Source organism: Humidesulfovibrio idahonensis (assembly GCF_054657715.1).
This window is the reverse complement of the sequence record NZ_BAAHYE010000003.1, coordinates 1740240-1765084: the sequence shown is the minus strand read 5'-3', so window position 1 is coordinate 1765084 and position 24845 is coordinate 1740240. Positions and strand designations below refer to the sequence as shown.

Below are 24845 nucleotides of genomic sequence, written 5' to 3'. Positions count from 1 at the left end.
CGATATGTTGAGGTGCCGGGGGGACCGGGGATCAGACGGATTCGTCCTCGCCGCCGCCCACGCCCAGGGCGTTGATGAGCGAGAGGAGCAGGCCGGGCCTGTCGTGCAGGTCGCTGGACTGCAAAAACACCATGCGCTGGCGGAAGCGCGAGCGCACCGTGGACAGGTACGCGGTGCGGTTCTCCACGTTGTCCGGGTGATAACGGTCGTAATAGCCGGGCAGAATGGCCTCCACGCTGGCCTTGGTGGGAATTTGCGCCCCAGGCAGAATGTCCAGGTTCTCCCACGAGAGTTCGTTCAAGAGCAGCGCGGTTTGCAGCCGCAGCGAGGTGGCCAGCGGAATGCCGTGCAGATCCACGTCGGAGGACTTCCAGAACCCGCCGGAATTGAAGCAGTAGCCCACGGCCCCCTGCTCGAAGACCTTGGCGAAGGCGCGCACGTCGCGCCACAGCTCGTACACGCGGAAGGGGTTGGCAAAGGGCACGAACACGAGCTTGGCCAGCTCTTCCTCGGGCACGTTCTCGGCGCGGTTGCGGCGCGTCATGAGGCTTGCGCCCATGGCCACGGCCAGGGACGGGCTCTTGAAGCGCAGCAGCGGCGGCAGGCAGGAGTCCTTCATGAGCCAGCAGATGAGGTCGGGGAAGCCGCAGCGGTTCACGTAGTCGCCCAAGAGGTCGCGGTCGAACAGGGCGCGGCCGTTGGAGTTGCGACGGTCCTGGCCCAGGGGCAGCACCTTGCCGTCCACCTCGATGAGGCCGTGGTTCATGACGCTGATGATGTAGCGCCAGTCGTTGTGGCCCACGGGCCGGGAGTCGGTCTTGTCGAACAGCGTGGGCTCCCACACGCGGCACACCTTCTGCTCGCAGTCGATCTGGAAGGCGTCGTCGTGCAGCACGACCTTCTTGAAGCCCGCGGGCAGAGTGCCGCCGTTGTCGGCGCTGTTTGTGTGCGAGCTTTTGCCCGTGCCGGAGAGCCCAAAAAAGGCCATGGTGCGCTTGCCCACGGCCTTTGCCTTTTCGTCCGGGCAGCCGGAGAAGTCGATTTCCTTGATGCCGCCGTGGCACGCGGCCATGCCGAGCCGCATGCCGCTGGTCCAGGCCAGGGTGAGGGTGCCCTTTTTGCGCTCGCCGAAGTAACGCATGCCCAGGTTGAAAATGACGTTGGCCGCCTCGTCCACCAGGGCCAGCTGCGGGCCGCCGTGGTTGTGGTAGTAGGGGTCGAGGTTGCTCCACAGATTGTCGCCGATGACCAGGATGTCCTGGATGGGCAGCTTGGGGCTCTTGGCATATTGCTCGGCCAGTTCGTCAAAAGGCGTGAAGTTCGCCAGCCAGTTGAAGATGTTCACCGCGTCGTCCACGGCGCCCACCAGGGTGGCCTTGATCATCAGGTCGCGGTCCAGGCCCAGAATGGCGTGGGCCTTGATGAGCGGGCGCTTCTGGAAATCGAACATGGCTTCGCGCAGGTCGCCCAGCACCTTCTGCTGCTCCGGCGGGGTGATGGCGTTGTAAAACCGCCGCGCATTGGCCGAGCGCCCCACGATGCGGCCGTGGCAGTTGTTGAGCACGCGCGCGCCTTCGGGCAGGCCCAGGCGCTTGGCCGCGGGCGGATACACGGGCATGTCCGTCACGGAGACATCGGATTGGGAAAGGGCCAGCTCATAGGCTTGCGCCGCGGAAACGGCGCGCACGCGGCCGTCCAGAATGAGCGTTTCCGCAATGGCGCGCAGGGGCGGCATTTTGGTCAGGTCGGATCCGTAAAACTCGTAGCTGGACTGGCTGGACATCCATTTCCTCCAGAGAGTGGCTATGCCGGCAAAAACGTTCACCCCCCGTCCGGCCTCTGGCGATAGGGCCAAAGCAGGGGGTATCCTTGCGCAGACTCACAGATTAGGCCAGAAACGTAGAGGTGGTCAACCAGGGAGTGGCGGCGGCGGGCTCGATACGGCATGGCCAGCGAAACTCCCCGGATCATCGACGCGAGTCGCCGTACCAGTCCGTGTCCCCGCCCTTGGCGCCAAGGGGGTCCAGGGCGGTGAAGCGGCCAGTGTCGGCGTCGTAGTCGCGCCAGACAAAACGGGTCAGGCCGGTGTCGGCGTCAAAGAGCCCACCCGCGAAGCCCAGCGGCAGCCGCACCGCATCGCCGCGCGCCGCCACCAGATTTCCGAAGGCATCATATTGCATCGTCTGTACAATACCACCGTCCAGATTGGCAAGGGCCATGGGCGTGCCCATGTGGCCATATAATTATTATATTTCAGATAGTTGTGCTGTCGAACACCACCCGATGCCGACTAGGCCAGGCGGCCAGGGCGATGGGGGCGACGCGAGCGAAAGGTAAATACATCAAGGGGCGCAGCCCCTTGGACCCCGCCAGGGGGTATGCACCCCCTGGACCCGCAAATGGGGCGAAGTGCCTGGGCCTCATGCATTGCCGGGCCTGTTCACCATATGAGGGGGACCGGGGGGAATCATTCCCCCCGGCGGAGGGCGCGGGAGGCGGAGCCTCCCGATTGGGTTACGCAAGCATAACCCCACGTTGCGGCGCCGGACAAAATCGGCAGGGATTTGGCCGGAAAAAGGACAAAAATGGCGGGTTGACAGGGGACGGGAAGACTGGCGCAAATCCGCTATGACACTCTTGCGCGGGCCCCGCCGCGGCCGCATCGCACATCCCCCCTTTCCCTTGGCCCGGTTTTGCTCTAATACTGGGTCAGGCGGGGCAAACCGCCTCCTACACTTACGCCCTAGGGACGGTATCCCCATGCGCATTTCCGACAGACTCAAGAAGCTCAAGCCCTCGGCCACGCTGGCCGTGAACGCCAAGGCCCAGGAACTCAAGGCCCAGGGACGCGACATCGTCAGCCTGGCCGTGGGCGAGCCGGACTTCGGCACCCCGGACCACGTGCGCGAGGCCGCCAAGAAAGCCATCGACGACGGCTTCACCCGCTACACCCCGGTGCCGGGCATTCCCGACCTGCGCGCCGCCATTGCCGGGTATTACGGCCAGACCTACGGCGTGTGCGCCAAGCCGGAAAACACCATCGCCACCTGCGGCGGCAAGCAGGCGCTGTATAATCTGCTCATGGCGCTTTTGAACCCCGGCGACGAGGTGCTCATCCCCGCGCCCTATTGGGTGAGCTACACCGCCATGGTGGAGCTGGCCGACGGCGTGCCCGTCATTGTGCCCACCACGCCGGAGAGCGGCTTCCGCGTCAGCGTGCGCGACCTTGAGGACATGTGCACCCCGCGCACCTCGGTGCTGATGCTGAACACGCCGAGCAACCCCACGGGCTGCCACTACCCGCAGGACGCCCTGGACGAGATAGCCCGCTGGGCCAAGGCGCGCGGCATCTTCATCATTTCCGACGAAGTGTACGACCGCCTGGTGTACGAGCCGGCCAAACCCAGCACCCTGGCGCACTTCTGGCAAAAGAACCCGGAAAGCGTAGCCATCGTGGGCGCGCTCTCCAAGAGCTTCTGCATGACCGGCTGGCGTGTGGGCTGGGCCCTGGCCCATGCCGACCTGATCAAGGCCTGCGCCAAGATCCAGGGGCAGAGCACCTCGAACATCAACAGCGTGTCGCAGAAGGCCGCCGTGGCCGCACTCAACGGGCCCTGGACGCTGGTTGACGAGATGAAGACCGCCTTTGTGCGCCGCCGCGACCTGGCGCTTTCGGTCATCAACAGCTGGCCGGGCGTCACCTGTCCCAAGCCGGACGGCGCGTTCTATCTCTTCCCCGTGGTGGAAAAGTATTACACGCCGGAGATGCCCGACTCGGCCTCGCTGTGCACCCGCCTGCTCGAAGAAGCGGGTGTGGCCCTGGTGCCCGGCAGCGCCTTCGGCGACGACCGCTGCGTGCGCTTCTCTTACGCCGTGGCCGACGAGGTGCTCATGACCGCCCTTGCCAAGGTGGGCAAGGTGCTGCTCGGCAAATAGGCGGGCGTTTTGCGCCGGGCAGCGCGCAACCACGAACCAACCCGCGAAAACCCGCAACAACCCGTCGCCGGGTGGGGAGGCTTCATGACCGCAGGTTCCAAGCATCAGGATGTTCTGGACTGGACCAACGCCTGCTGGGAGAGGCTGCCCGCCCACCCTGGCCTGCGGGCCCGCGCGGACGAGATGGCCGCAAAGCTCGCGGGCGAGGTGGCCGGCGGCAGGCTGCCCTTCCTGGCCCTGCCGTTTCTTGATGCCCTGGAAAAAGATCTGGCCGGGCTTGAGGCCGAATATCTGCCGCGGTTCGAACACATGCTGCTGCTCGGCATAGGCGGCTCGGCTCTGGGCGCGCGCGCGTTGCAAAAAGCCTTCGCGCCCGGCCAAGATTTGCCCGGCCACAAGGGCAAGAGCCTGTGGATTCTGGACAACGTCGACGCCGCCAGCCTGGAGGCCCACCTCTCGCGCCTGCCGGCGGAAAAGACCCTGGTCTATGTGGTCAGCAAATCCGGCGACACCATTGAAACCATCGGCCAGTACTTTCTGGTCAAGCAGTGGCTGAAGAACGCCCTGCCCGCGGCCTGGAAGGACCACCTGCTGCTCAACACCGACGAGCACAAGGGCTACCTGCGCCAAGAGGCCGCGCAGTTCGGCATCCGCACCCTGCCCGTGCCCGACAACCTTGGCGGCCGCTACTCGGCCATCAGCGCCGTGGGCCTCGTGCCCGCCGCGTTCCTCGGCATGGACTGGCGCGGGCTGGTGCAGGGCTTCAAAGCCGTGGCAGCGCCCCTGGCCCAGCCGAAGCTGGACGCCGCCGCGCTGACCGCACACCCGTCCTTCGAGTTCGCCGTATGGGCCAAGGCCCTCATGGACGCGGGCTACAGCGAGCTCATCACCTTCTTCTACATTCCGCAGTGGGCCAGCTTCGCCGACTGGTTCGCGCAGCTCTGGGCCGAAAGCCTGGGCAAAAACGGCCAGGGCAGCCAGCCCATTCCGGCGGTGGGCGTCACCGACCAGCACAGCGTGAACCAGATGTTCCTGGACGGTCCGCGCAACAAAGCCTGCCTGTTCGTGGAGCGGGCCAAGGGGCCTGCGGGCCTGCCCTTCCCGGCGGACATGCCGGAGATCTTCGACTACCTGCAGGGCAAGCGCTTTGGCGAGCTGCTGCCCGCCGAGGCCCTGGGCACGCGCATGGCCCTGACCCAGAACGAGGTGCCTCTGCTGGCCCTGCGCCTGGACAAGGACGATGCCCACGCCGCCGGAAAGATGATGGCCCTGCTGGGCGCGGCAACGCTGCTCACCGGCTGGCTCATGGGCATCAATCCCGTGGACCAGCCCGCCGTTGAGCTGGGCAAGCGCCTGGCCAAAGCCCGGCTCGGGGCCGCCGGTCTTGCCGAGGAAAAGGCCGCGCTGGCCGCGTTCACCGGGCAAGGGTCCGGCGCGGGCCGCGACGAGCGGGGGTTCTAGCCCTTGAGCATCTATTCCAGCCTGCTGGGCAATCACAAGCCCCTGCAGTTCGTCAAGGTCCTCACCTGGACCTTCCTTTTGCTCATCCTCGGCACCAACCTGGCGCTTTCGGTGTTCCTCTCCAAGCACGCCGAGCGGGTTCTTTTGGAAAAGCAGAAGGAATTCGGCTTGCTGCTCTCCGAAAACCTCTCGCACCAGATCTTCACGCGCTTCACCCTGCCCACCATCATCGGCTTCGGGCAGATCTCCCTGCGCATACCCGACCAGTTCGCCCGCCTCGACCAAGTGGTGCGCACCACCATCCACAGCTTCCACGTGCAGGAGGTGCGCATCTACGACCCCGAGCTGCGCGTGACCTACTGCACCGACCCCAACCTGGTGCTGCGCACCGGACTGGCCGGTGAAGGCGTCAAGCGCGCCCTGAACCACGAGGAGCCGAGCTTCGAGCTGTTCAGCAAGGTCTCGGGCTTCTCGGCCCTGTTCAAGATCGAGATGCGGCCCGGCAGCGTTGTCATGCGCGGGTTCACCCCCCTGCGCATGGAGCGCAACTTCGGCCCCGGGGCCAAAAATCCCATCATGGGCATTCTGGAGTTCAGCCAGGACATCACCGACGACTACATGGCCGTGGTCAACTTCGAGCGGCTGGTCTACTCCTCCTCGCTCATCACCAGCATGGTGCTCTTCTCGCTCATCATCAGCATTCTGCGCCGGGTGGACCGCATCAGCGCTGAGCGCCAGGCCGAGAAGGAAAAGCTCATGGCCGAGCTGCACCAGCAGGAAAAGCTCGCGGGCATGGGCCGCATGGTGGCCGGCGTGGCCCACGAGATCAGAAACCCCCTGGGCATCATCCAATCAAGCGCCGAACTGGTGCTGAAAAAGGCCAAGGCCGACAACCACCCGCACACGCGCATCATCGAAGCCATCTACGACGAAAGCCGCCGGCTTTCGCGCACGGTGAACGACTTCCTCGACTACGCCCGGCCGCGCCAGCCGCGCATGGATGAAGTGGACCTGTGCCGCATTCTGGAGCAGGCCTGCGTGTTCTTGGAGCACGAGTGCGAGGAGAAGGGCATCCAGCTCACGCGGGACTGCCCGGACAACACCTTTGTGCGCGGCGACCGCGACCTGCTGTACCGCGCGGTGTACAACGTGCTGGGCAACGCCATGCAGGCCATGCCCGAGGGCGGCCACATCGACGTGACCGTGCGCCAGGAGCCGGCGGAAGAACCGGAGCGCGAGGGCGGCCCCTGGCTGGTGCTCGACGTGCACGACTCCGGCCCGGGCTTCGACGTGAAGAACCTGGACAAGATGAAGGACCCCTTCTTCAGCACCAAGGACACGGGCACGGGCCTGGGCCTGGCCATCGTCACCAGCATTGTGGAGAGCCACGGCGGCGCCGTGGTTTTGAAGAACCACGCGGAGGGCGGCGCCATCGTCGAGCTGACCCTGCCCGCCGTGGCGAAGAACGACGAAGCCGATCCCCCGGCCCCGGCCGAAGCCTAGAACAACGACACGGAGCCAGACCATGCCAGGCAATATTCTCATTTTGGACGACGAGCAGAACTATCTGCTGGTGCTGGACGCCATTCTTTCCGACGCGGGCTACAAGGTGACGCCGCTTTCCGACCCGGAGATGGGTCTGGCCTTCCTTGAGGAGTCCGAGGTCGACGTGGTGGTGACCGACATGAAGATGCCCAAGCTCACGGGCAAGGACGTGCTGGACCACGTCAAAAAGCACTATCCGCACATCCCCGTGCTCATCATGACCGCCTTCGGCAGCATTGAGGCCGCGGTGGAGGCCATGCGCACCGGCGCCTTCGACTACATCACCAAGCCCTTTTCCAACGAGGAGCTGCTGCTCTCGCTCTCCAAGGCCATGCAGTACGCCCGCGCCCAGCAGGAAAACCGCCAGTTGCGCCGCCAGATCCAGGAGCGCTTCGGGCCGGAGAACATCGTTGGCCGCGACAAGAGCATGCGCCACGTGCTCGACATGGTGCACCGCGCCGCGCCCAGCCGCAGCACCGTGCTCGTCACCGGCGAGAGCGGCACCGGCAAGGAGCTCATCGCCAAGGCCATCCACAACGAGAGCCCCCGCAAGGACGGCCCCTTCGTCTCGGTCAACTGCATGGCCCTCAACCCCGGCGTGCTGGAAAGCGAACTCTTCGGCCACGAGAAAGGCAGCTTCACCGGCGCGGTTTCGCGGCGGCGCGGGCGCTTTGAGCTGGCCGACAAGGGCACGCTGTTTCTGGACGAGATCGGCGAGCTATCGCAAGACATGCAGGTGAAGCTTTTGCGCGTGCTGCAGGAGCGCCGCTTCGAGCGCGTGGGCGGCACGGAGGTGGTGGAGGTGGACATCCGCATCGTGGCCGCCACCAACCGCGACCTGACCAAGGCCGTGGCCGACGGCAGCTTCCGCGAGGATCTTTTCTACCGCCTGAACGTGGTGAGCATACACCTGCCGCCCCTGCGCGAACGGCGCGAGGACATTCCCTTTCTGGCCGCGCACTTCCTGGACAAGTTCGCCAAGGAGAACACGCGCGAGTTCAAGGGCTTCAGCCCCTCGGCCATGGACTACCTCTCGGCCTACGAGTGGCCGGGCAACGTGCGCCAGTTGGAAAACGTCATTGAGCGCTGCGTGGTCTTGTCCTCCTCCGACACCATCGGCGCCGACGACCTGCCGCCGGAGATCAAGGACGAGGAGTCGCAGTTCAAGAGCGCCGTGGACCTGCTGCCCACCAAGCTCGACCTCTCCGAAACTCTGGAGAAGATCGAGGCCGCGGTCATCCGCCGGGCCCTGGTCAAGGCCGACTTCATCCAGGTGAAGGCTGCGGAACTGCTGAACATCTCCAAGAGCCTGCTGCAGTACAAGCTGAAAAAGTACGCGATTTCGGCGAAGTAGCCCCCGGCCTGTTCTTGCCCCGGATAAATCGCTGTCCCCCTTGACCGACGAGGCGGGGGGCTGTTGCGCCAGCTTGGTCCGCTTACGGACTATCCTACTCTTTTAGTTGGAATCACTTCCCGCAAATTACATGTTGTCGCATTCTCGACCAGAGGCTATAGCTTCAACCTCTGGAACGTGTTTCACTATACGTGTTATTGCGAATTTCTATTTTACCATTTGATATAACGATATCTTGGGGATGAAATGAAAATACAATGTGTTGCCCTGGCGATGACACTGATGCTTTGCGGCTGTGCCACTCCCAAGTGCCCTCCCGTAGCCCAACCTCTCTTGGGCGCAGAGACAAATTTGAAGCAATTCCGGTTGAGCGGCGTTGTCGTTGAAGTGGCAAACGCCCCCCAATCGAAAGACGCATCCATAGCGGGAGACGCTGCACCCATTGGCGGCACACGAGGCCAGTTGCTCAGCACCACGGTCAAAATTCTGCGCAGTTCCTTCAAGCAGCCTGGCGAGAAGGACTACGATTCCGCCCCAGCAGTGCAGGTGCGGTGCACAGCTGATGCCTTGCAGGCCGGCAGTTTGCTGCTCTACGCTGTCAACAGGCCAGCGCAGTTCGCTGCCACCTTGGCATTCGTGGACCCGAACACAGGCGCTCAGCTATACTCCGCCCACTACAGCAAAGAGTTTGAAGCTGTGGCGACGAACTGTTCCGACGACTGCATCAACAAAACAATAGGCCAGAACGCATTCCAAAATGCGGTGCGCGATGTGGTCATCCGCTTTTCAAACAACGTCCCCCGCGCATCAACGTTCTCCAGAAGTCCAAGGGAAGCGCCCATTGACGGAACGCTGGAATATGTCGAAGGCGTGCTGCCCCTGACCGTTGCGAATATCGAAATGCTCGTGTTTGCTTCAAAAAATGGAAACCCGAGCAACATAGCCCGCATTGCGGATAATGCCATCCCGAACAAAATCCAGAGAGAGATCGACAAGGCGAGACTCTTTTCCAATTCCACAAAGGCGACGTTCAAAATCGCCTCATATGTCACCAAAGGCAGCTACAGGCCCGAAACCCTGATGGATGAGGGAATCTTCTCCTTCAGCTCAGATACTGTGGTTTTCAAGAACGGAAAAGAAATCGCCAACTTCGTCTTTGTCTCAAATTCCGTTCCCGCCAGGCAGCAAGACGCCGAGCTTGAGCGCCAAGCGGCGGCAGTACTGAAATTCGTCAAAGACAACATCGAAAAGCTCAACAAGGATGAAGATAACAATGAAAAGAATCTTGTTAATGCTCATCGCGATGCTCCTGCTCTCCGGATGCGCAAAACCATTTGAACTCAGCGAAGTCGCCGTTGCACCAATCCCTAGCCCGGTCACACCGCAATATGTTCCCGGAAGTGGACAGCTTGTCATAGAGGACTTTCTCGTTCTCAACGGAACAGAATACTCCCTCGGTTCGCTGAAGGCCCTCTACACCGTTGCCAAATCCGAGGATGGCCTCTTGTGGGCGGTCACTTTCTCTGGCGGGAAAGTAACTATTGCCGCCACTGTCCACAGCGACAAATCCGGCTCGATTTCCGACGTCGACATCCTCAACACAAAGGGTAAGGTCAACAAAGAAGATCCAGCCGTCAAAAAAGCACTGAATTCGACAGGCCAGCTCTTCAACTGTTTCTTCATGCCCTACACAAACAAAAGCACGGCCAATCTGCAGCAGATTTCCGACCATGCCCCGCTGGACATACCGGATAAGGACACGACCCAAGAAAAAACAAAGGCCATCCTCTCCGGCGTGACCACCTATAATGGAACGGAGTGCTATGTAATAAAAGCACGCACCGAGACAACGAACACGAACAAGGCGACAAGGGAAGTCATAACCTCCGTCACAGACGCCTTCATCCTCGTTGACCGATTCACGATGATGCCTGTTATCGGCGAGGCAAGGACCATAAGCAATCTGGACTCCAGATTGCTTCGCAACATCATCAAAATCAAGCGCATCAAGGCTGTGCAGCAATAGGGCAACACTCGTCATGAACCGCCAGTTGAGGCTCGCCGCCCTTTCACCTATGCTCGGCCCGGCCGGTGTGCTTGAACAGGCAAGCGATGAGCAAGGCCGTCACGACAATGGCTGGACCTCATCATTCACTCGATTTTGATCAGCAAGGAGTCCGCAGTGCCCCAAGCGACAGCCAACGGAATTCAGATCGAATACGAGACTTTTGGTGAGCGCTCCCGCCCGGCGCTCTTGCTTATCGCGGGCAATGGCGCCCAGATGCTCGTTTGGGATGCCGCCTTTTGCGAACTGCTGGTCCAGGCAGGTTTTTTCGTCATCCGCTTTGACAACCGCGATGCAGGCCTTTCGACCAAGTTCGACGCGGCGGGGATTCCGGACATGATGGCCCTCATCCAGGCCGCCATGGCCGGTCAACCGGTGGAGGCCCCCTATTCCCTGGATGACATGGCCGACGACTGCATTGGCCTGCTCACGACGCTCGGCATCGAAAAGGCGCATATTTGCGGCGCTTCCATGGGCGGCATGATCGCCCAGGTCGTGGCCTACCGGCACCCCCTGCATGTGTTGAGCCTGACCTCGATAATGTCGTGCACGGGCAATCCAAATGTTCCGCAGGGCCAGCAGGAGGCCATCGCGGCTGTTGTCGCGCCGGCGCCAGAGGGACGCGAAGCCAATATCGGGCACAATCTCAACGTATGGCGCAAGATATGGAGCCCAGGCTATCCCTTTGAGGAGGAACGGGCCCGGACGTTCCTTGAGCAGAGTTATGACCGCTCCTATTATCCGCAGGGAATGCCCCGCCAGAACGCTGCGCTGTTGGCCAATGGCGACCGGCGCGCCGCGCTTTCCGCGCTGCAAACGCCGACCCTCGTGATTCACGGCGCGGATGACCCGCTGATCTCTGCGGAAGCCGGCAAGGACACGGCCCAGGTGATACCGGGCGCAAAGCTGTTGATCATTGCCGGAATGGGCCACGACATGCCCACGGGGACTTGGCCGCAAATCGTGGCCGCCATTTCCCGGCTGGCAATGGACGCCGGAACCTCGGACTGACACGCCGAGCCCTCCTGAACAAAAGGCCGGACGGGACCGCTTTGCTCCTGCTCATTCCGCCGTGGCGCGGGGCCTTACCGCCCCCCTTCCCCCCAGCCGCCCTTTCCCCTATGCTCGGCCCATGTCCGAGCCCGTTTCTCCCGTCGCCGAATACATAAGCGCCCTCTTGGCCAGCGAGCGCCTGGGCAGGCAGGTGTGCCACCACCGCCTGCTGCCCGGCCGCGATGCCGAGTACGCCGAGCCCCGGCGGCCCTGGCCCAAGGCCGTGCGCGAAATGCTCGCCGCGCGCGGCATCGACGCCCTGTACAGCCACCAGGCCCTGGCCGCCGACCTTGTGCGCGGCGGCAGGCATGTCGTGGTGGCCACGCCCACGGCCAGCGGCAAAACCTTCGCCTTCCAGCTGCCCATCATCGAGGCCGTGCTCGCCAATCCGGACAGCCGCGCCATCGCCATCTACCCGCTCAAGGCCCTGGCCCAAGACCAGCTGCGCGGCTTCACGGAGCTCATCGACGGGCTTGAGGGCGTGCCCGCCGCGCGCCGCCCCACGGCCGCCATCTACGACGGCGACACCAAGCCCTCGCAGCGGGCCAAGATCCGCAAAAAGCCGCCCAACCTGCTTTTGACCAACCCGGAGATGCTGCACCTCTCCATGCTGCCGCACCACGGCACCTGGGCCCAGGTCTTCGCCACGCTGACGCATGTGGTGCTCGACGAAGTGCACACCTACCGGGGGGTGCTGGGCGCGCACATGAGCCAGGTGCTGCGGCGCTTCCAGCGCATTTGCCGCTACTACGGCTCGGACCCAGTGTTCGTGTTCTGCTCCGCCACGGTGGGCAACCCGGCGGAGCTGTGCCAGCTCTTGACCGGGCTTGAGCCCGTGGCCGTGACCGAGAGCGGCGCTCCGGCCGGGGCCCGGCACATGGTTTTTCTGAATCCGGAGGACAGCCCGGCGGGCGCGGCCATCCAGCTCTTGCAGGCGGCGCTCTCGCGCGGGCTCAAGACCATCGTCTACGCGCAAAGCCGCCGCATGACCGAGCTCATCGCCATGTGGGCCAGCGAAAAAAGCGGGCCGTACAAGGACAAGATCAGCGCCTACCGCGCGGGCTTTCTGCCCGAGGAGCGCCGCGAGATCGAGGCGCGCATGTCCTCGGGCGAGCTGCTCGCGGTCATCAGCACCAGCGCGCTGGAGCTCGGCATCGACATCGGCGGGCTCGACGTGTGCATTCTGGTGGGCTACCCGGGCAGCGTGATGGCGACCCTGCAGCGCGGGGGCCGCGTGGGCCGCGCCCAGCAGGAGAGCGCCGTGGTGCTGGTGGCGCAAGAGGACGCCCTGGACCAGTTCTTCATGCGCCACCCGGAGGACTTTTTCGCCCGGCCGCCGGAAAACGCCGTGCTCAATCCTGCCAACCCGGTCATTCTGCCCCGCCATCTCATCTGCGCCGCGGCCGAGCTGCCTCTCGACATCAGCGGCCAGGGCGAGCCCTATCTCGACTCCCCGGGCGCGCGCGAGGCCCTGGCGGCCCTGCTGGCCAAAGGCACGCTGCTTGAAAGCGCGGACGGCCGCGAGGTGCTCTCTCCGCGCAAGCGCCCCCAGCGCGAGGTGGACCTGCGCGGCGCGGGCTCGCAGATCACCATCGAGGCGGCGGACACGGGCGAGGTCATCGGCGCGGTGGACAGCCTGCGCGCCTGCCGCGAGACCCACCCCGGCGCGGTGTACCTGCACCGGGGCCGCACCTGGCTCATCGAGAGCCTGGACCTGCCCGGCCAGACCGTGAAGGCCAGGCCGGCGCGCGTGGGCTATTACACCCGCGTGCGCAGCAGCAAGGAGACGGAGATTCTGGAGGTCTTCGACCGGCGCGAGGTGCTGGGCACGCGCTTCACCCTGGCGCGGCTCAAGGTGACGGAGCACATCACCGGCTTTGAAAAGCGCAGCACGCGCGGCGGCACGCTGCTCGGCATGGTGCCCCTCGACCTCCCGCCGTCCGTGTTCGAGACCGAGGGCATATGGCTCGACGTGCCCGACGACGCGCGCAGAAACGCCGAGGCCGAGTACCTGCATTTCATGGGCGGCATCCATGCCCTGGAGCACGCGGCCATCGGCATTCTGCCCTTGCTGGTGCTCACCGACCGCAACGACCTGGGCGGCATCAGCACGCCCATGCACCAGCAGACCGGCGGAGCAGCCGTGTTCATCTACGACGGCATGCCCGGCGGCGCGGGCCTGACGCGCGAAGCCTTCGCCCGGGCCGAGGAGCTCATGGAGCGCACCCTGGCCGTGGTGCGCGACTGCCCCTGCGAGCTGGGCTGCCCCTCCTGCGTGCACTCGCCCAAGTGCGGCAGCGGCAACCGGCCCATCGACAAGGCCGCGGCGCTCTTTCTGCTGCGCGAACTCACGGGCGGAACGCCCGGGCCGGACATCGCGCCGGACATCGCGCCGGGCATTGCGCCCACAACAACGCCAGAACCGGCCGCAACCGCACAGCAATCCGAGGAGGCCAGCATGAGCGACCAATCCGCTGGACAGCAGACGGGACAGGCCGGAGCCCAGGCGCCCGCCGTCATCATCCCCAAACGCTTCGGCGTGGTGGACGTGGAGACGCGGCGCAGCGCCGCCGATGTGGGCGGCTGGAACCGGCCGGACCTCATGGGCATCAGCATCGCCGTCCTGTACGACTCCGGCTCCGACGAGTACATCGACTACCAGGAGCACGAGATACCCAAGCTCGCCGAGCGCCTCAAGGCCATGGACCTCGTGGTCGGCTTCAACATCCTGCGCTTCGACTACGGCGTGCTGGCCGGGGCGCATCCCTTCGCCTGGCGCAGCCTGCCGACCCTGGACATGCTGCTGCGCGTGCACGAGCGCCTGGGCTACCGCCTCAAGCTCGACAACCTGGCCCAGGCCACCCTGGACGTGGGCAAAAGCGCCGACGGCCTCCAGGCCCTGGCCTGGTGGAAAGAGGGCAGGCTCGACGAAATCGCCAAGTACTGCAGGCAGGACGTGGCAGTGACGCGCGACCTGTATCTCTTCGGCCGGGAGCACCGCTACGTGCTGTTCTCGAACAAGGCCGGGCAAAAGGCGCGGCTGCCGGTGGAGTGGTAGGGCGAAGAAAAGAGCAATAGCCTCCGGCGGCCAAAGGACCTGAGGCCCTTTGGAATCCCCATGGCGTTGCGGGGGTGCCCAGCCGTTGGGCCGCAGTACCCCGCAACGTTGAGACAGGATGTCGGAACAGCGCAGCGGACAGCGCCGGAACATCAAAACGGCGCGTCACGCTGGCGCAGGAGCGAGGAGGAGGCGGAACCTCAGCCCCCCGGCGAAAAGAAAGGGAGAAGAGCGGCCATGCAGGATTGGGCGGACTTGAACGGCGAGCACGAGAACGAGACCTTCACGAACATTGCGGGCGACAACGCCGCGCTCCATGCCGCCAGCTTCTACGACTGCGTGTTCCGCAACTCGTCGTTTCAATATGCGCAGCTCGCCAACTGCACCTTCGAGCATTGCGTCTTCGATTGCTGCAACCTTTCGCTGGCGCAATTGCGCGCAACCAGGATCATCGGCGCAAAGTTCCTGAACTCAAAACTCAGCGGCATCAACTGGAGCAACCCCAGCGGCGTCTTCTCCGCATCCTTCAACGGCTGCCTCATGGACAACTGCGCGTTCTTCTCCATGAACCTCTCGAAATACCGCTTCACCAACTGCTCGTTCCACGACGCCTCGTTCATGGACACCAAGCTCGCCTACGCGGTCTTCGACGAATGCGATCTGCGCAACTGCACCTTCCACAACGCCGACCTGAGCCACGCGGACTTTTCCTCTTCGTTCAACTATTTCATCAACGCGGACACGAACCGGTTCCAGAAGACCATCTTCTCCCTGCCGGAGGCGGTTTCGCTGCTGTCCAACTTCAACATCACGCTGAAATAATCCCACACGGCGGCTTGGTCTGGCCCGCCCACGGCTCGCCGCAGCCTGTCGGTCCCAGCGCAAGAGCCGCCATTCTCCTGCGCAAAAGGAGGAGATTTTCCCTTGCCCAGACCTGGGGGGCGCTGTATTTCTTCCGGGCTGACGCCAGGATGCGCCAGCCACAAGACTCCCCGGTCCGCACCGGTCAAGGAAGGACATGCTCGCACACAAGCTCAAGGCCGACGGCCTGCTCATGCTCACCGCGCTCATTTGGGGCGCGGCCTTCGTGGCCCAGCGCCTGGGCATGGAGCACGTCGGGCCGTTCACGTTCAACGGCATCCGCTTCGCCCTGGGCGCCCTGGCGCTGCAGCCGCTCATCTGGAAAATGCAGCAGACGCGCACGCGCGAGGGCGGCGGCGCGGGCATGGATTCGCAACGCTTGGTGCGCTACGGCGTCATCGCCGGATGCGTGCTGTTTGCGGGCGCGGCCTTGCAGCAGGTGGGCATCGTCCACACCACCGCGGGCAAGGCCGGGTTCATCACCGGACTGTATGTGGTGATGGTGCCGCTGTTCGGCCTGGCCCTCAGGCAGCGGGCGGGGGTGGGCACGTGGATAGGCGCCATCGCGGCGGCGGCGGGACTGTATCTTTTGAGCGTGAACGAGGACTTCAGCATCGCTTACGGCGACGTGCTGGAGCTCATCGGCGCGGTGTTCTGGGCCGGACACGTGCTTGTTATCGGCAAACTCTCGCCCGGCATGGACGGCACCGACGCGGTAAAGCTGGCCGCGGCGCAGTTCGTGGTCTGCTCCGCCCTGAGCCTGGGCGCGGGCTTCGTCACGGAGCCCATCACCCTGGCGGGCGTTTCCGGCGCGGCCGTGCCCATTCTGTACGGCGGCCTCATGAGCGTGGGCGTGGCCTACACGCTGCAAGTGGTGGCCCAGCGCGACGCTGACCCGGCCCACGCCGCCATCATCCTGAGCCTGGAGGCCGTGTTCGCCGCCGTGGCGGGCTATTTCATCCTGGGCGAACTGCTGAGCCTGCGCGCCATGTTCGGCTGCGGGCTCATGCTCGGCGGCATGCTGCTCTCGCAGCTCAAGCCGTAGCGCGGCAGCTTCCGCAGCGCTCAGAATTATCCGGAGGCCTGGACCTAATACAGTCCGGCCTCTTCGGGGCCATCGATGCGGTTGCAGGCTTCGTCCATGCTGCGCACCATATCCCCGTAAACCCGCTCCACCGAGACCTTGAACCGGTTCCAGCCGTCTTCCGAGGCGGCCTCGGCCTGGTGCAGCTGCTCGCGCAGCTCATCGCGCTGGGCCTTGAGGAAATAGTACGTCTTCTGGCGCTCCAAGGCGGCCCGCTCTCCCTTGGGCTTGGGCCTCGCCGCCAATTGCGCCATCTTTGCGTCAAAAGCCGTAAGCTTCGCTTCCATCTCTGAGAGAAACTCTTGTCTGGCCATGATGCGACCTCCATTTTCTCCCGCATGTCACGATGGAGCCATAGCACTCCGATTCCTTCAAAAATAAGTCCGGACGGCGGTCATGTCCATGCACCTGCCGCCCCGGCGTGCCTTTGTCCTGCAAAATTTCCCGCAGCAGCGCAAACCAACGGCCGAAGCCGCGCCTACGCCTTGATTTCGCCCACCTGCGCGGCCAGGCGCTGGGCCCGCTTGCCCACCTGTCCGGCCCACTTGGACGCCAGCATGGACCGGGCGGCACCGGCGTAGTCCCGCGCGGCCGCAAGCCCAAGGGTCTGCTTGAAAGTCAGCAGACCGCCCACGCCCATATTGAAGCCCATGTTCACCAGGGCCTCCTGCACGGGTTCCGGCGCGGCGACCAGCCAGGGCAGGGCCGCCAGCAGCCTGGTCCAGCAATCCGCAATGTCGTTGCCAAGCAGCAGCCGCGCCTCGGCTTCGGTGATGCCGCGGTCGTCCAGATTACGCCCCACGCCGATGGTCAGCTTGCCCGCGGTACAGCGGTAAGGCTTGAGGCGCAGGCCCTCGTCGACCACAAGCTGCGCCGCCACGCGCTCCGCGTTCATTTGCCCACCCCCTTGGTCTTTTCGATGGTGCGCAGGCCGCCAAGCCCGAGCATGCCGAACATGAGCTCCCACAGGCTGGAATCCAGGCCCGGCAGGGCGGGCATGCCCGGCCACCAAATGCCCGAGGCCCAGGTGGCGAGGGGCCGCACAAGGTATTGAAACGCCAAGGCCAGCGCGCACACCCAGCCGATGCCCGGCCGCCAGCCCGCCACAAAGAGCGAGTTGGAGGCCGCCTCGGTCTTGTTGATCTCGCGCTGATCGGCCTCGGCCTTGGCGGCGATGGCCAGCACGGTCTGCTGGTACTCCTCCGCCGCCTTGGCCCTGGCGTTGGGGTCGGGGATGAGGTCGAGCAGCTTCTGCACGGCTCCGCCGACAACAGGCAAAAAGTCGAGAATGCCCATGCGGTCCTCCTACAGGATGCTGCGGCCAAGGAGGAACAACACGGCCAGCGCCGCCACGGTCCAGAGCGGCACAGGGCGCAGGGCCAGAACGCCGGCGCCCTTCCAGACGGATTTGGACACCTTCGCCACCATGCTCAGCAACCGACGAGAATCAATCATTGCGTCCCCCTTGGTTTGCACCGCTCAAGGCGATGCGTTGCGCCCGCGTGCGGGCGGCAGTCCTATTTCGCCGCCAGCCGGAAGGCCAGCGGCACAAGGGTCTGCAGCACCAGCCCCACGCCCAGGCCCACGTACACATGGAAGCGCAGCTTGTTCACCGCCGCCCAAAGGTCCGCGCGCTCGGCCAGATATTCCTCGCGTTCCGCCGTGTGCGCGTCGCGGTGCAGGTCCGCGCCGCGCTCCACGGTCGTGAGGCGCGTCTCCTGCCGGGCGCACAGCTCGCGCCGGGCCACCTGGGAATCGGCGATGCGCACCAAGGTTTCGCCGTTAGCGCGGGACTGGGCGGCCACGGAGGCGATGCCTTGCCGCAGCTGATCCTTCAAATCCAGAACCGCGTCGCGCAGCTGCTCCATGCTCTGATCGTGGAAGGCGCAGGGCTGGTGCATGTCCATGGCTATTCCGCCTGGCCGACCGGATTTGCCGCCGCCCGCGCCGTCACAAAGGCCACGAACTCCTCCACCGCCGTCCAGCTCGTGGGCATGCGCAGCACCTGCACGTGGGCCGCGGCGACGCGCTTGCCCATGCCGAGGAAGCCGCCCTGCTCGTCGAGAAGCGGCACGTCCTGCATGTAGGCGGGCACGTCCACCACAACGCTGGGGTAGGCGGATATGGCGTACTCGCCCGGCTCGGCCAGCACCGCCGCGCCCTGGGGCAAGGTCGCGCGCAGCGCCCTGCCAAGTTCCGTGTTGCCGTCGTCAATCAGAATCATGGTGCCCCCTATGCGGCCTGGAAGATGTTCACAGAGCCGACGCCGCCAGCGCCGCCCGTACCATAACTGCTGGCATACGTACCCGCACCGCCGGATGCGCGCACGGTCCCACCATTGCTATAGCCCCCCGACTTGGTGCAGATGCACACGCACCCACCGCCTGCCGCGCCTCCATCAATGGTGCCAGCGCCAAAGCCATTGGCCCCGGCACTCGGAGAACCGTCTGCGGAGATTCTGCACCCGCTGGAAACCTTGAGGGCTGCCGCGAACAGCGCCAGGAGGCCACCACCCGCACCCGTTCCAGCGAGTCGATTCCCTCCACCAGTACCGGGGGGGTCGCCCGCGCCGCTATTGCAGCAAACGCCATATTCTTCAGTGCCCACGGAGCCTGGGCCGCCATATTTCCCTGCCGGATTACCAACCCCGTTGCCAACGTATCCGCTGGATGCAGCGCCACCGCAGAACGGCCCGCCTTTGCCACCAGCGCCGGAGGTGGCGGGGCCGGGGGCACCGGCTACCACCCCGGAACCGCCGCCCCCTGTCTGCATTGCCTTTGCCGCAGCACCAGCTATTCCGCTGGCGAATGCACTGCTAGAAACAGGGCCAGCACCAGCCCCCCCTTCTGCCCCCTCGCCTAGCACCACAAACGCCGCCAACGAGTCCACGGATTTGACCCTGCGTTTGATACGGGCAGGACATAGGGCGAGAATAGACGTGTCCCCGAAGTTTCCGGCCTTGCCTTTGTAGTCCATGTGCATCTGTGCACCATTTAGGAGTATGGCGCGGTCATTGGCGAAGCCGACAAGGCCCTTGCAGTTGGTCGTGGAAGTCAAACTGGCGGATGCCCCAATAAGAACGATATTCTGGCAGGAGAACACCGCCGCGCCTGTTTCAGCATCCGGGGCAACCGTGGCCGCGCCTGTGATGACGATGCAGTTCGGAATCAGCTCCCCGGCCAGCATGTAGGGTTGGGGCTGAAGCACCACGCCGCCCTGGATGATGTTGCTGGAATAGGAGCCGTCGCCGAACATGGAACCGCCGCTCGTGAAGGGGCTGCCGAAACGCAGGGTCTTGGGCCGGGGGCAGCCCGTAAGGACCGCCCCCGGTTTCGGGTTCCTGTCGCCCCGGCGCAGGCTACGCGCCAGCATACGCGCCCCAGCGGGCCTGCACGTTCATGGTCTTGCCGCTGGTGGGGGCGGCCAGCAGCGCGGCCTGGAGCTTCCAGCCCTGCGGCAGTTCAAGGAACTTGTTTCCCGCCGCGTCGATGCCCACGAACGGCGCCATGTTCGTCGCGGCCAGCAGGTTCGTCACGGCCAAGGCGTCGGCCAGGGCGATGGTGGCCACGCCATAGCAGGCGGCGCGGGTGGTCATGCTCGCGGTGCCGATGGTCATCACGGTATCGGTCAGCGTGGTAATGGCCTTGGTGCCGTCCAGGTTGTTCGCGCTGTCCGGGCAGCCGGTCACAATGGGCATGTCGCCGACCTTGAAACCGTCCGCCAGGAAGGAGCCGGCCGAGCGCGTGATGGTGGTCGCCGCCCAGGCGAAGGTGATGGCTCCGTTGGTCACGGCGTTTTTGACCGGCCGGGTCAGGGCGATGTTGCTCAAGGGGTAGGTGTTGGTCCCGTCCGAGAGCTTGAGGGCCAGCACCGCCGCCGCCACATCGTCCGTGCTCACGGCCAGGGAGTCGATGCGCACGGGGCCATTGGCGTCCGCCGTGGTGATGTCAACGAAGGTCAGGCCATTGGCGTTGGTGAATTGCGTCTGCTTGCCCGCCATGTTGCCGCAGAAGATCGCCTCTTTGTACGTGGTGCCCATGTTAGAAACCTCCATTCATTGCGTGGTTGAAGATGCGTCCGGCCACAATGGCCGGCCGCAGGGCCGGAGTGTTGGAAATCTGCGCGGCGTCGATGGACAGGCCGGAGTCGGAAAGTGCCAGCCCCGCGCCCGGGCGCACGCGCAGCAGGCCGGATGCGAATTCCAGCCCCGAAGCGGACGCAAGGGCCACGCTGAGCCGCAAGGACTCCGCCGCGCCGGGGTTCAGCCGGGTTTCGGCCAGGCCATCACCCGCTGTAAGCTTGGTGCTCAGGCTCTGGGGCTGCGTGTCGCCCGCGGAGACCTTCACCAATCCGTCCGCCGTGGCGGCAACGGCCTCGGCCGCAGCCGCGCCCAGTTCGGCCCGGTTGGCGGCGCTTGCTGCGGCGCCCGCGCTCTGCCCCGCCTTGGCGGCGCTCTCGGCCGCGTCCTGCTGGGCCAGGCGGGCTGCGGTCCTGCTGTCCTCCGCAGCGGCAAGGAAGCTTGTGGAATCGAGAATGTCCTCGTCCGGCGTGCTCACCGGATAGACGACCGCCCGGTCGATCTGCTCCTGCAGCGACTGGCAGATCATGGTCAGCAGATCCAGCGCGCCCTCGTGGGTCTCGGCCGGGAAGGCCGAATTCTCCACATAGTCCACCTCCTGCACGATGGCCGGGGCGCGGTAGACCACAAGCGTTTGGCCCGTGGCCGGCGGGGCGAGCATGGTCAGGTGCCCGCCAGCGGCGCTGCCCGCACCGGAGAGGGTGTAGTGCGTGCCCAGCACAAGCGGCGTTGCCGCGCCGTCATGGCTGACAAGGGCCTTGATGTCGGCCTCGCGCAGGAAGGGAAAAGGCAGGGGAAACGCCGTGCTGACGCCGTTGCCCAGAAACGAGGCCTTGGACATTTGGGTGGACAGGGTCATGGGTGCTCCTTGGCCGGAATTCCGGCGGCTATTCGTTGAGGGCCAGGGTGGGTGCGATGAGCAGCACGGTCATGGGCAGAGGCTGGTCCTGCACCAGGGTGAGCACGCCGTCCGGGCTCCAGCCCTGGGGGAAGCGCACGGACTTGTCGCCCGTGAACAGGGCGGGCGGGCCGTCCATGGAGTCGGCGCTGGTGCGGTAGAGCAGCGGCTCCAGGCGCGCCAGGTCCGGTCCCACCTTGCCGCCCAGGGTGCGGTACAGGCGCAGGCCCACCTCGGTGATGCGCTTGGTGCGCGTTTGGGCGCTGCCGCGCTGGCCCGCGTACTCCAGGCGCATGGGCCGCAGCACCGAGGAATAGCCCAGCCCCACGTGGACGGTTGCGGCCTCCTGTCCCAGGGTGATGCTCCCGTCCGCGGCCACGGTCTGCTCCGGCAGCACGGAGCCGTCGGCCAGAATCTGCACCCGGCGGCCGGCAAGGTGCCCCAGGCCCGTCAGCACACGCACCGGCGCGCCGGAATAGCTCAGGCCCGCGTCCACGAAGAACGCGCCCGTGGTGTCCGCCGCTGTTTCGGAGAAGCCGGGCGCCAGGGTCTCGATGCAGCGCAGGGTCCGCTCCACGCCGTTCTCAACGATGCTGCGCCGCACCACGAGCCACAGCTCGTCGCGGCAGGCCGTTTCGTTGAACACGGCGCAGGCCGCCTCCACCGCGCCCTGGGTGGTGATGCGCGAAAAGGCGCAGACATCCTGTTCCGGCAGGTAGGTCATGGCCAGCAACACGCCGTCCGCGCGCACGCAGTAGAGCATGGGGTCCGGCTCCTGCACCGCCGCCAGCTGGATGATGCCCGCCTCGCCCAAATGCGCGGACAAGAGCGTCAGGTCCTGGGAGGTGTACGAGTCCGACGCCAGGCGGTAGGCCATTTCGCGCACCTTCTTGCCGGAGCGCTGCACATACAAAAGCGAGGCCCCGGCCTGGCAGGGCGGCACCTGGGCCGAGCCGAAGGTGCCCTCGCGGTTGGCCTTGACCCCGCCGGGCGTCACGGGCGTGTTTACCGAGCTGCCGGAGACGGTCCACTCGCCGCTGGTCGATCCGATCCACAGCTTGTCGCGCGGGGCGAGAAAGCAGATGCGCCCGCCGCGCGGCGCGGAAAGGGTGATCTCCACGGCGTCGTCATCAAGCGGATCATCGCCGGGATCGGCGCCGGTGCGATCGCCGATGGCGAACATTTCCCAGACGTCCGTGCGCAGAGCCCCCCCCGCGTCCCGCACGGACTCGATCTCCGAGGCGGTGGAGGGCGTCGCCGCAAGGCTCATGCGCAGGCTGGCCGAGAGTCCGGCCGTGACGCTGCGGCTGCCGATGTAGCGGTAGTAGCAGAGGGTGCCGTCGCTCATGACGCCGGACACAGCCGTGTTCTTGAGGAACGAATCGCCCGCGAGCAGCAGGATGGTGTCGCCGGGCTTGCCGTCGGACAAACTGTCGCCGTTGGTGTCCGTGATCTCGAAATCGTCCCAATCGTCGAGGGGCACCTCGCGCGTGGCCAGTCGGAAATCAAGGTGCTCGCCCGTGCGTGAAAACCACAGGGTGAAGGGATCGTCCGGCGTGGCGGCGAAGACGAGCCTGTCCTCGTGCAGGCAGCACAGGGCGGGCCAGTTGCCGTCCTTCCATGTTTCCGGCTGGTCCACAAAGGTCATGACCGTGAGTTCGAAGCCGCCGTCCGCCCGGCGCGAAAGCCTGCGCGGCGCAAAGGCCTCGTGGGCCAGAATCAGGCTGTAGCGGTCCTGCACCCAGCGCAGTCCGTTCAGGTGCTGGGCCAGGTAGGGCGTGGCGAGCTCCATAATCGCCCCGCCGGGCGCAAGCACCCGGCCCGAGCCGGAACAGAAGCGCAGCACGCCCGCGCCAGCCTCGTTCTGGGCGAACTCCAGCACCCAGCCCGCGCCGGAGGCGTCCTCGTAGGGAACCAAGAGCGACGGGCCGCCGCTGCGCACGGCCTCGCCCACAAAGCGCATGCCGCTGCGGCGCGCCACGCCGCCATGAGGCTGCACCAGGAAGTTCTCCAGGCTTTGGCAGCCGTTGAAGTACTTGGACACGTCCACGCGCCCGGCCAGACGCGGGGAGAGCTCGCCGGAAGTGAAGTTTGTCAGGATAACGGGAACGAGCGACATGGCGACCCCCTACAAATTGATCTTGAAGGGATTGGAGGAGCCCAGGCTCTGCGCGCCCAGGCGCAGCAGCGAGCTCAAGCCTCCTTGGCGGCTGTCGGCCACGCGGCCGGAAAGCCGGATGCTCCTGGCCTGCTCCGAACCGCTGTCGAGGATGCTTTGGATGCGCAGGGCGGACTCGTCCATGATGCGGTTCACCTTCTCGTCGCCCGCGGCCTCCGCGCTGGTGAGGTTGAGCAGGGAGCTGCCGGAAAGGGCGAGCCCGGAGTTGGCCGCGGCCACCCGCGCAGAGCCCATCTTGTGCTGATTGTCCTCGCGCAGCTCCTGCACCTGCTCGCGGGTGCTGCGGGCCTGGGCCTCGGCCTGACGCCTGGCCTGGTTCTCCGCGCTCTGCGCCCGCGCCTCCGCGGCATCGCCCGAACCGCCGGAGCCGCTCGTCAACGCGCTGGAGAGCACGCTTGCGCCGGTCTTCACGGCAATGGGCATCACGCTGCTTACGCCTTCCATACCTGAAACCTCCCGTAGATCTGGTGGGTTGCCTGGTCCGGGCCATAACCTTGGCAACGGCCCTCCAGGGAAAGTCCAAGAAACCGCGCAAAACGCTGCGCCCGGTCGTCGTCCTCGCGCACGTGGGCCTGCACCCGGTGGAAGCCGTGCCCGGCGAACAGGTCTTCCACACAGGCCTTGGCCTGCCGGGCAAAAGCCAGGGCGCGTTGATTGGTCTCAAATCCGGCCCAGCACCACAGCTCGCCGACCCCGGGCCAAAAGCGCACAACGCCGCCGCACGCCAAGGGCCAGCCGCCAGCCATGAGCGTCCACGCCGGACCTGCCGCGGCATAGGTGCGCGCAAGCTGCGGCACAGGTCCCAAACGGCTCAGAATCTGCCGCGCGCCGGGCCGCAGGCAAAGAGCGTCCGCGTGCCGGACCTCAAAGGGGATGAGCTGAACGGATTGGGACATGGGCGCTCCTTTCGCCGGGCAGTTGCCCGGTGTGGAGCGAAGTATAGCCGCGCTTTATGGTAGTTGACAAAATTAGCCGGTCTTTGGCCGGTAAAAGGACAAAAATTCCGTCTTGACAGCTCCTGGGGAAAGTCTGGAGTGGCGAGGAAACGAAGCGACGCACGCACATACAAGGCTGTGCCACCAGGCCTCTGGAGGTCGGGCGCAATGCATTCCCGCAGGGCGAGATTTGTTGCCAACTGGCTATTTCATGAAGAGGGGAGGGGGAGTCTCATTCAAGGGAAGGGAGCGAGCGGTGACAGCACCACCGCAGTGCCCGTGGGCACAAAACACCACGGCCCGGAAACGCATGCAGCGCTCCGGGCCGGGAGGGGCGT

The 24845-nt window shown here is 65.2% G+C and carries 24 protein-coding genes; 10 read left to right on the top strand and 14 right to left on the bottom strand.

Going from position 1 to position 24845, the window contains the following annotated elements; all coding sequences use genetic code 11:
• Window positions 1-31: 31 nt before the first annotated feature.
• The gene (locus ACYQ4W_RS14200; RefSeq protein WP_459857898.1) at window positions 32-1783 is read right to left on the bottom strand and encodes a phosphoenolpyruvate carboxykinase (ATP); all 1752 of its coding nucleotides are present in this window, start codon (window positions 1781-1783) and stop codon (window positions 32-34) included.
• A 184-nt stretch (window positions 1784-1967) separates the two neighbouring features.
• Window positions 1968-2231, bottom strand: coding sequence for an RHS repeat-associated core domain-containing protein (locus tag ACYQ4W_RS14195; protein WP_487247254.1), 264 nt, complete (start codon window positions 2229-2231; stop codon window positions 1968-1970).
• Window positions 2232-2760: 529 nt separating this feature from the next.
• Between ACYQ4W_RS14195 and ACYQ4W_RS14190 the strand changes: the two genes are divergently transcribed.
• The 10 genes from ACYQ4W_RS14190 (at window position 2761) to ACYQ4W_RS14145 (ending at window position 16378) form a co-directional block, all read left to right on the top strand.
• On the top strand, window positions 2761-3936 hold the full coding sequence (locus tag ACYQ4W_RS14190; protein WP_459857894.1) for a pyridoxal phosphate-dependent aminotransferase: 1176 nt from the start codon (window positions 2761-2763) through the stop codon (window positions 3934-3936).
• An 84-nt stretch (window positions 3937-4020) separates the two neighbouring features.
• Window positions 4021-5397: a glucose-6-phosphate isomerase gene (locus tag ACYQ4W_RS14185; protein WP_459857891.1), complete on the top strand. Its 1377-nt coding sequence runs from the start codon at window positions 4021-4023 to the stop codon at window positions 5395-5397.
• Window positions 5398-5400: 3 nt separating this feature from the next.
• A complete protein-coding gene (locus tag ACYQ4W_RS14180) occupies window positions 5401-6900 on the top strand; it encodes a sensor histidine kinase (protein ID WP_459857888.1) in 1500 nt (499 codons plus the stop codon).
• Between the two features lie 22 nt (window positions 6901-6922).
• Window positions 6923-8296: a sigma-54-dependent transcriptional regulator gene (locus ACYQ4W_RS14175; RefSeq protein WP_459857886.1), complete on the top strand. Its 1374-nt coding sequence runs from the start codon at window positions 6923-6925 to the stop codon at window positions 8294-8296.
• A gap of 351 nt (window positions 8297-8647) precedes the next feature.
• The gene (locus ACYQ4W_RS14170; protein WP_459857884.1) at window positions 8648-9634 is read left to right on the top strand and encodes a hypothetical protein; all 987 of its coding nucleotides are present in this window, start codon (window positions 8648-8650) and stop codon (window positions 9632-9634) included.
• On the top strand, window positions 9588-10322 hold the full coding sequence (locus ACYQ4W_RS14165; protein WP_459857882.1) for a hypothetical protein: 735 nt from the start codon (window positions 9588-9590) through the stop codon (window positions 10320-10322). The genes ACYQ4W_RS14170 and ACYQ4W_RS14165 overlap by 47 nt, the downstream gene beginning before the upstream one ends.
• A 135-nt stretch (window positions 10323-10457) precedes the next feature.
• Window positions 10458-11372: an alpha/beta fold hydrolase gene (locus tag ACYQ4W_RS14160; RefSeq protein WP_459857880.1), complete on the top strand. Its 915-nt coding sequence runs from the start codon at window positions 10458-10460 to the stop codon at window positions 11370-11372.
• A gap of 121 nt (window positions 11373-11493) precedes the next feature.
• Window positions 11494-14472, top strand: coding sequence for a DEAD/DEAH box helicase (locus ACYQ4W_RS14155; protein WP_459857878.1), 2979 nt, complete (start codon window positions 11494-11496; stop codon window positions 14470-14472).
• 237 nt (window positions 14473-14709) lie between these two features.
• Window positions 14710-15294, top strand: coding sequence for a pentapeptide repeat-containing protein (locus ACYQ4W_RS14150; protein WP_459857876.1), 585 nt, complete (start codon window positions 14710-14712; stop codon window positions 15292-15294).
• Window positions 15295-15490: 196 nt separating this feature from the next.
• Window positions 15491-16378 carry a DMT family transporter gene (locus ACYQ4W_RS14145; protein ID WP_459857874.1) on the top strand — a complete coding sequence of 296 codons (888 nt, stop codon included), beginning with the start codon at window positions 15491-15493 and terminating at the stop codon, window positions 16376-16378.
• A gap of 44 nt (window positions 16379-16422) precedes the next feature.
• Here ACYQ4W_RS14145 and ACYQ4W_RS14140 read toward each other — a convergent pair whose 3' ends face one another.
• The 12 genes from ACYQ4W_RS14140 to ACYQ4W_RS14085 form a co-directional block, all read right to left on the bottom strand.
• Window positions 16423-16731: a sll1863 family stress response protein gene (locus ACYQ4W_RS14140; RefSeq protein WP_459857872.1), complete on the bottom strand. Its 309-nt coding sequence runs from the start codon at window positions 16729-16731 to the stop codon at window positions 16423-16425.
• A 164-nt stretch (window positions 16732-16895) separates the two neighbouring features.
• Window positions 16896-17312 (bottom strand): glycoside hydrolase family protein, encoded by a 417-nt coding sequence (locus tag ACYQ4W_RS14135; protein WP_459857870.1) that lies wholly within the window; start codon window positions 17310-17312, stop codon window positions 16896-16898.
• On the bottom strand, window positions 17309-17713 hold the full coding sequence (locus tag ACYQ4W_RS14130; RefSeq protein ID WP_459857868.1) for a 3TM-type holin: 405 nt from the start codon (window positions 17711-17713) through the stop codon (window positions 17309-17311). Before ACYQ4W_RS14130 ends, ACYQ4W_RS14135 begins: the two co-directional genes overlap by 4 nt.
• A gap of 9 nt (window positions 17714-17722) precedes the next feature.
• Window positions 17723-17872 carry a hypothetical protein gene (locus tag ACYQ4W_RS14125; RefSeq protein WP_459857866.1) on the bottom strand — a complete coding sequence of 50 codons (150 nt, stop codon included), beginning with the start codon at window positions 17870-17872 and terminating at the stop codon, window positions 17723-17725.
• A 62-nt stretch (window positions 17873-17934) separates the two neighbouring features.
• A complete protein-coding gene (locus ACYQ4W_RS14120) occupies window positions 17935-18324 on the bottom strand; it encodes a hypothetical protein (protein ID WP_459857864.1) in 390 nt (129 codons plus the stop codon).
• A 2-nt stretch (window positions 18325-18326) separates the two neighbouring features.
• Window positions 18327-18641: a hypothetical protein gene (locus ACYQ4W_RS14115; RefSeq protein ID WP_459857862.1), complete on the bottom strand. Its 315-nt coding sequence runs from the start codon at window positions 18639-18641 to the stop codon at window positions 18327-18329.
• 8 nt (window positions 18642-18649) lie between these two features.
• Window positions 18650-19672 carry a hypothetical protein gene (locus ACYQ4W_RS14110; protein WP_459857860.1) on the bottom strand — a complete coding sequence of 341 codons (1023 nt, stop codon included), beginning with the start codon at window positions 19670-19672 and terminating at the stop codon, window positions 18650-18652.
• A 103-nt stretch (window positions 19673-19775) separates the two neighbouring features.
• Complete coding sequence (locus ACYQ4W_RS14105) at window positions 19776-20456, bottom strand: hypothetical protein (protein ID WP_459857858.1); 681 nt, start codon at window positions 20454-20456, stop codon at window positions 19776-19778.
• Between the two features lies 1 nt (window position 20457).
• Window positions 20458-21354, bottom strand: coding sequence for a hypothetical protein (locus ACYQ4W_RS14100; RefSeq protein ID WP_459857856.1), 897 nt, complete (start codon window positions 21352-21354; stop codon window positions 20458-20460).
• 28 nt (window positions 21355-21382) lie between these two features.
• The gene (locus ACYQ4W_RS14095) at window positions 21383-23512 is read right to left on the bottom strand and encodes a phage tail protein (protein ID WP_459857854.1); all 2130 of its coding nucleotides are present in this window, start codon (window positions 23510-23512) and stop codon (window positions 21383-21385) included.
• A 9-nt stretch (window positions 23513-23521) separates the two neighbouring features.
• The gene (locus ACYQ4W_RS14090; RefSeq protein WP_459857852.1) at window positions 23522-24016 is read right to left on the bottom strand and encodes a hypothetical protein; all 495 of its coding nucleotides are present in this window, start codon (window positions 24014-24016) and stop codon (window positions 23522-23524) included.
• Window positions 24004-24468 (bottom strand): hypothetical protein, encoded by a 465-nt coding sequence (locus tag ACYQ4W_RS14085; RefSeq protein ID WP_459857850.1) that lies wholly within the window; start codon window positions 24466-24468, stop codon window positions 24004-24006. Before ACYQ4W_RS14085 ends, ACYQ4W_RS14090 begins: the two co-directional genes overlap by 13 nt.
• Window positions 24469-24845 lie beyond the last annotated feature (377 nt).

Excerpts from the sequence above, each read along its gene's own strand:
- ACYQ4W_RS14200 (WP_459857898.1), bottom strand. The coding sequence starts at position 1,783 with ATGTCCAGCCAGTCCAGCTACGAGTTTTACGGATCCGACCTGACCAAA.
- ACYQ4W_RS14195 (WP_487247254.1), bottom strand. The coding sequence starts at position 2,231 with ATGGGCACGCCCATGGCCCTTGCCAATCTGGACGGTGGTATTGTACAG.
- ACYQ4W_RS14190 (WP_459857894.1), top strand. The coding sequence starts at position 2,761 with ATGCGCATTTCCGACAGACTCAAGAAGCTCAAGCCCTCGGCCACGCTG.
- ACYQ4W_RS14185 (WP_459857891.1), top strand. The coding sequence starts at position 4,021 with ATGACCGCAGGTTCCAAGCATCAGGATGTTCTGGACTGGACCAACGCC.
- ACYQ4W_RS14175 (WP_459857886.1), top strand. The coding sequence starts at position 6,923 with ATGCCAGGCAATATTCTCATTTTGGACGACGAGCAGAACTATCTGCTG.
- ACYQ4W_RS14165 (WP_459857882.1), top strand. The coding sequence starts at position 9,588 with ATGCTCATCGCGATGCTCCTGCTCTCCGGATGCGCAAAACCATTTGAA.
- ACYQ4W_RS14155 (WP_459857878.1), top strand. The coding sequence starts at position 11,494 with ATGTCCGAGCCCGTTTCTCCCGTCGCCGAATACATAAGCGCCCTCTTG.
- ACYQ4W_RS14150 (WP_459857876.1), top strand. The coding sequence starts at position 14,710 with ATGCAGGATTGGGCGGACTTGAACGGCGAGCACGAGAACGAGACCTTC.
- ACYQ4W_RS14145 (WP_459857874.1), top strand. The coding sequence starts at position 15,491 with ATGCTCGCACACAAGCTCAAGGCCGACGGCCTGCTCATGCTCACCGCG.
- ACYQ4W_RS14140 (WP_459857872.1), bottom strand. The coding sequence starts at position 16,731 with ATGGCCAGACAAGAGTTTCTCTCAGAGATGGAAGCGAAGCTTACGGCT.
- ACYQ4W_RS14135 (WP_459857870.1), bottom strand. The coding sequence starts at position 17,312 with ATGAACGCGGAGCGCGTGGCGGCGCAGCTTGTGGTCGACGAGGGCCTG.
- ACYQ4W_RS14130 (WP_459857868.1), bottom strand. The coding sequence starts at position 17,713 with ATGGGCATTCTCGACTTTTTGCCTGTTGTCGGCGGAGCCGTGCAGAAG.
- ACYQ4W_RS14125 (WP_459857866.1), bottom strand. The coding sequence starts at position 17,872 with ATGATTGATTCTCGTCGGTTGCTGAGCATGGTGGCGAAGGTGTCCAAA.
- ACYQ4W_RS14120 (WP_459857864.1), bottom strand. The coding sequence starts at position 18,324 with ATGGACATGCACCAGCCCTGCGCCTTCCACGATCAGAGCATGGAGCAG.
- ACYQ4W_RS14115 (WP_459857862.1), bottom strand. The coding sequence starts at position 18,641 with ATGATTCTGATTGACGACGGCAACACGGAACTTGGCAGGGCGCTGCGC.
- ACYQ4W_RS14110 (WP_459857860.1), bottom strand. The coding sequence starts at position 19,672 with ATGTTCGGCGACGGCTCCTATTCCAGCAACATCATCCAGGGCGGCGTG.
- ACYQ4W_RS14105 (WP_459857858.1), bottom strand. The coding sequence starts at position 20,456 with ATGGGCACCACGTACAAAGAGGCGATCTTCTGCGGCAACATGGCGGGC.
- ACYQ4W_RS14100 (WP_459857856.1), bottom strand. The coding sequence starts at position 21,354 with ATGACCCTGTCCACCCAAATGTCCAAGGCCTCGTTTCTGGGCAACGGC.
- ACYQ4W_RS14095 (WP_459857854.1), bottom strand. The coding sequence starts at position 23,512 with ATGTCGCTCGTTCCCGTTATCCTGACAAACTTCACTTCCGGCGAGCTC.
- ACYQ4W_RS14090 (WP_459857852.1), bottom strand. The coding sequence starts at position 24,016 with ATGGAAGGCGTAAGCAGCGTGATGCCCATTGCCGTGAAGACCGGCGCA.
- ACYQ4W_RS14085 (WP_459857850.1), bottom strand. The coding sequence starts at position 24,468 with ATGTCCCAATCCGTTCAGCTCATCCCCTTTGAGGTCCGGCACGCGGAC.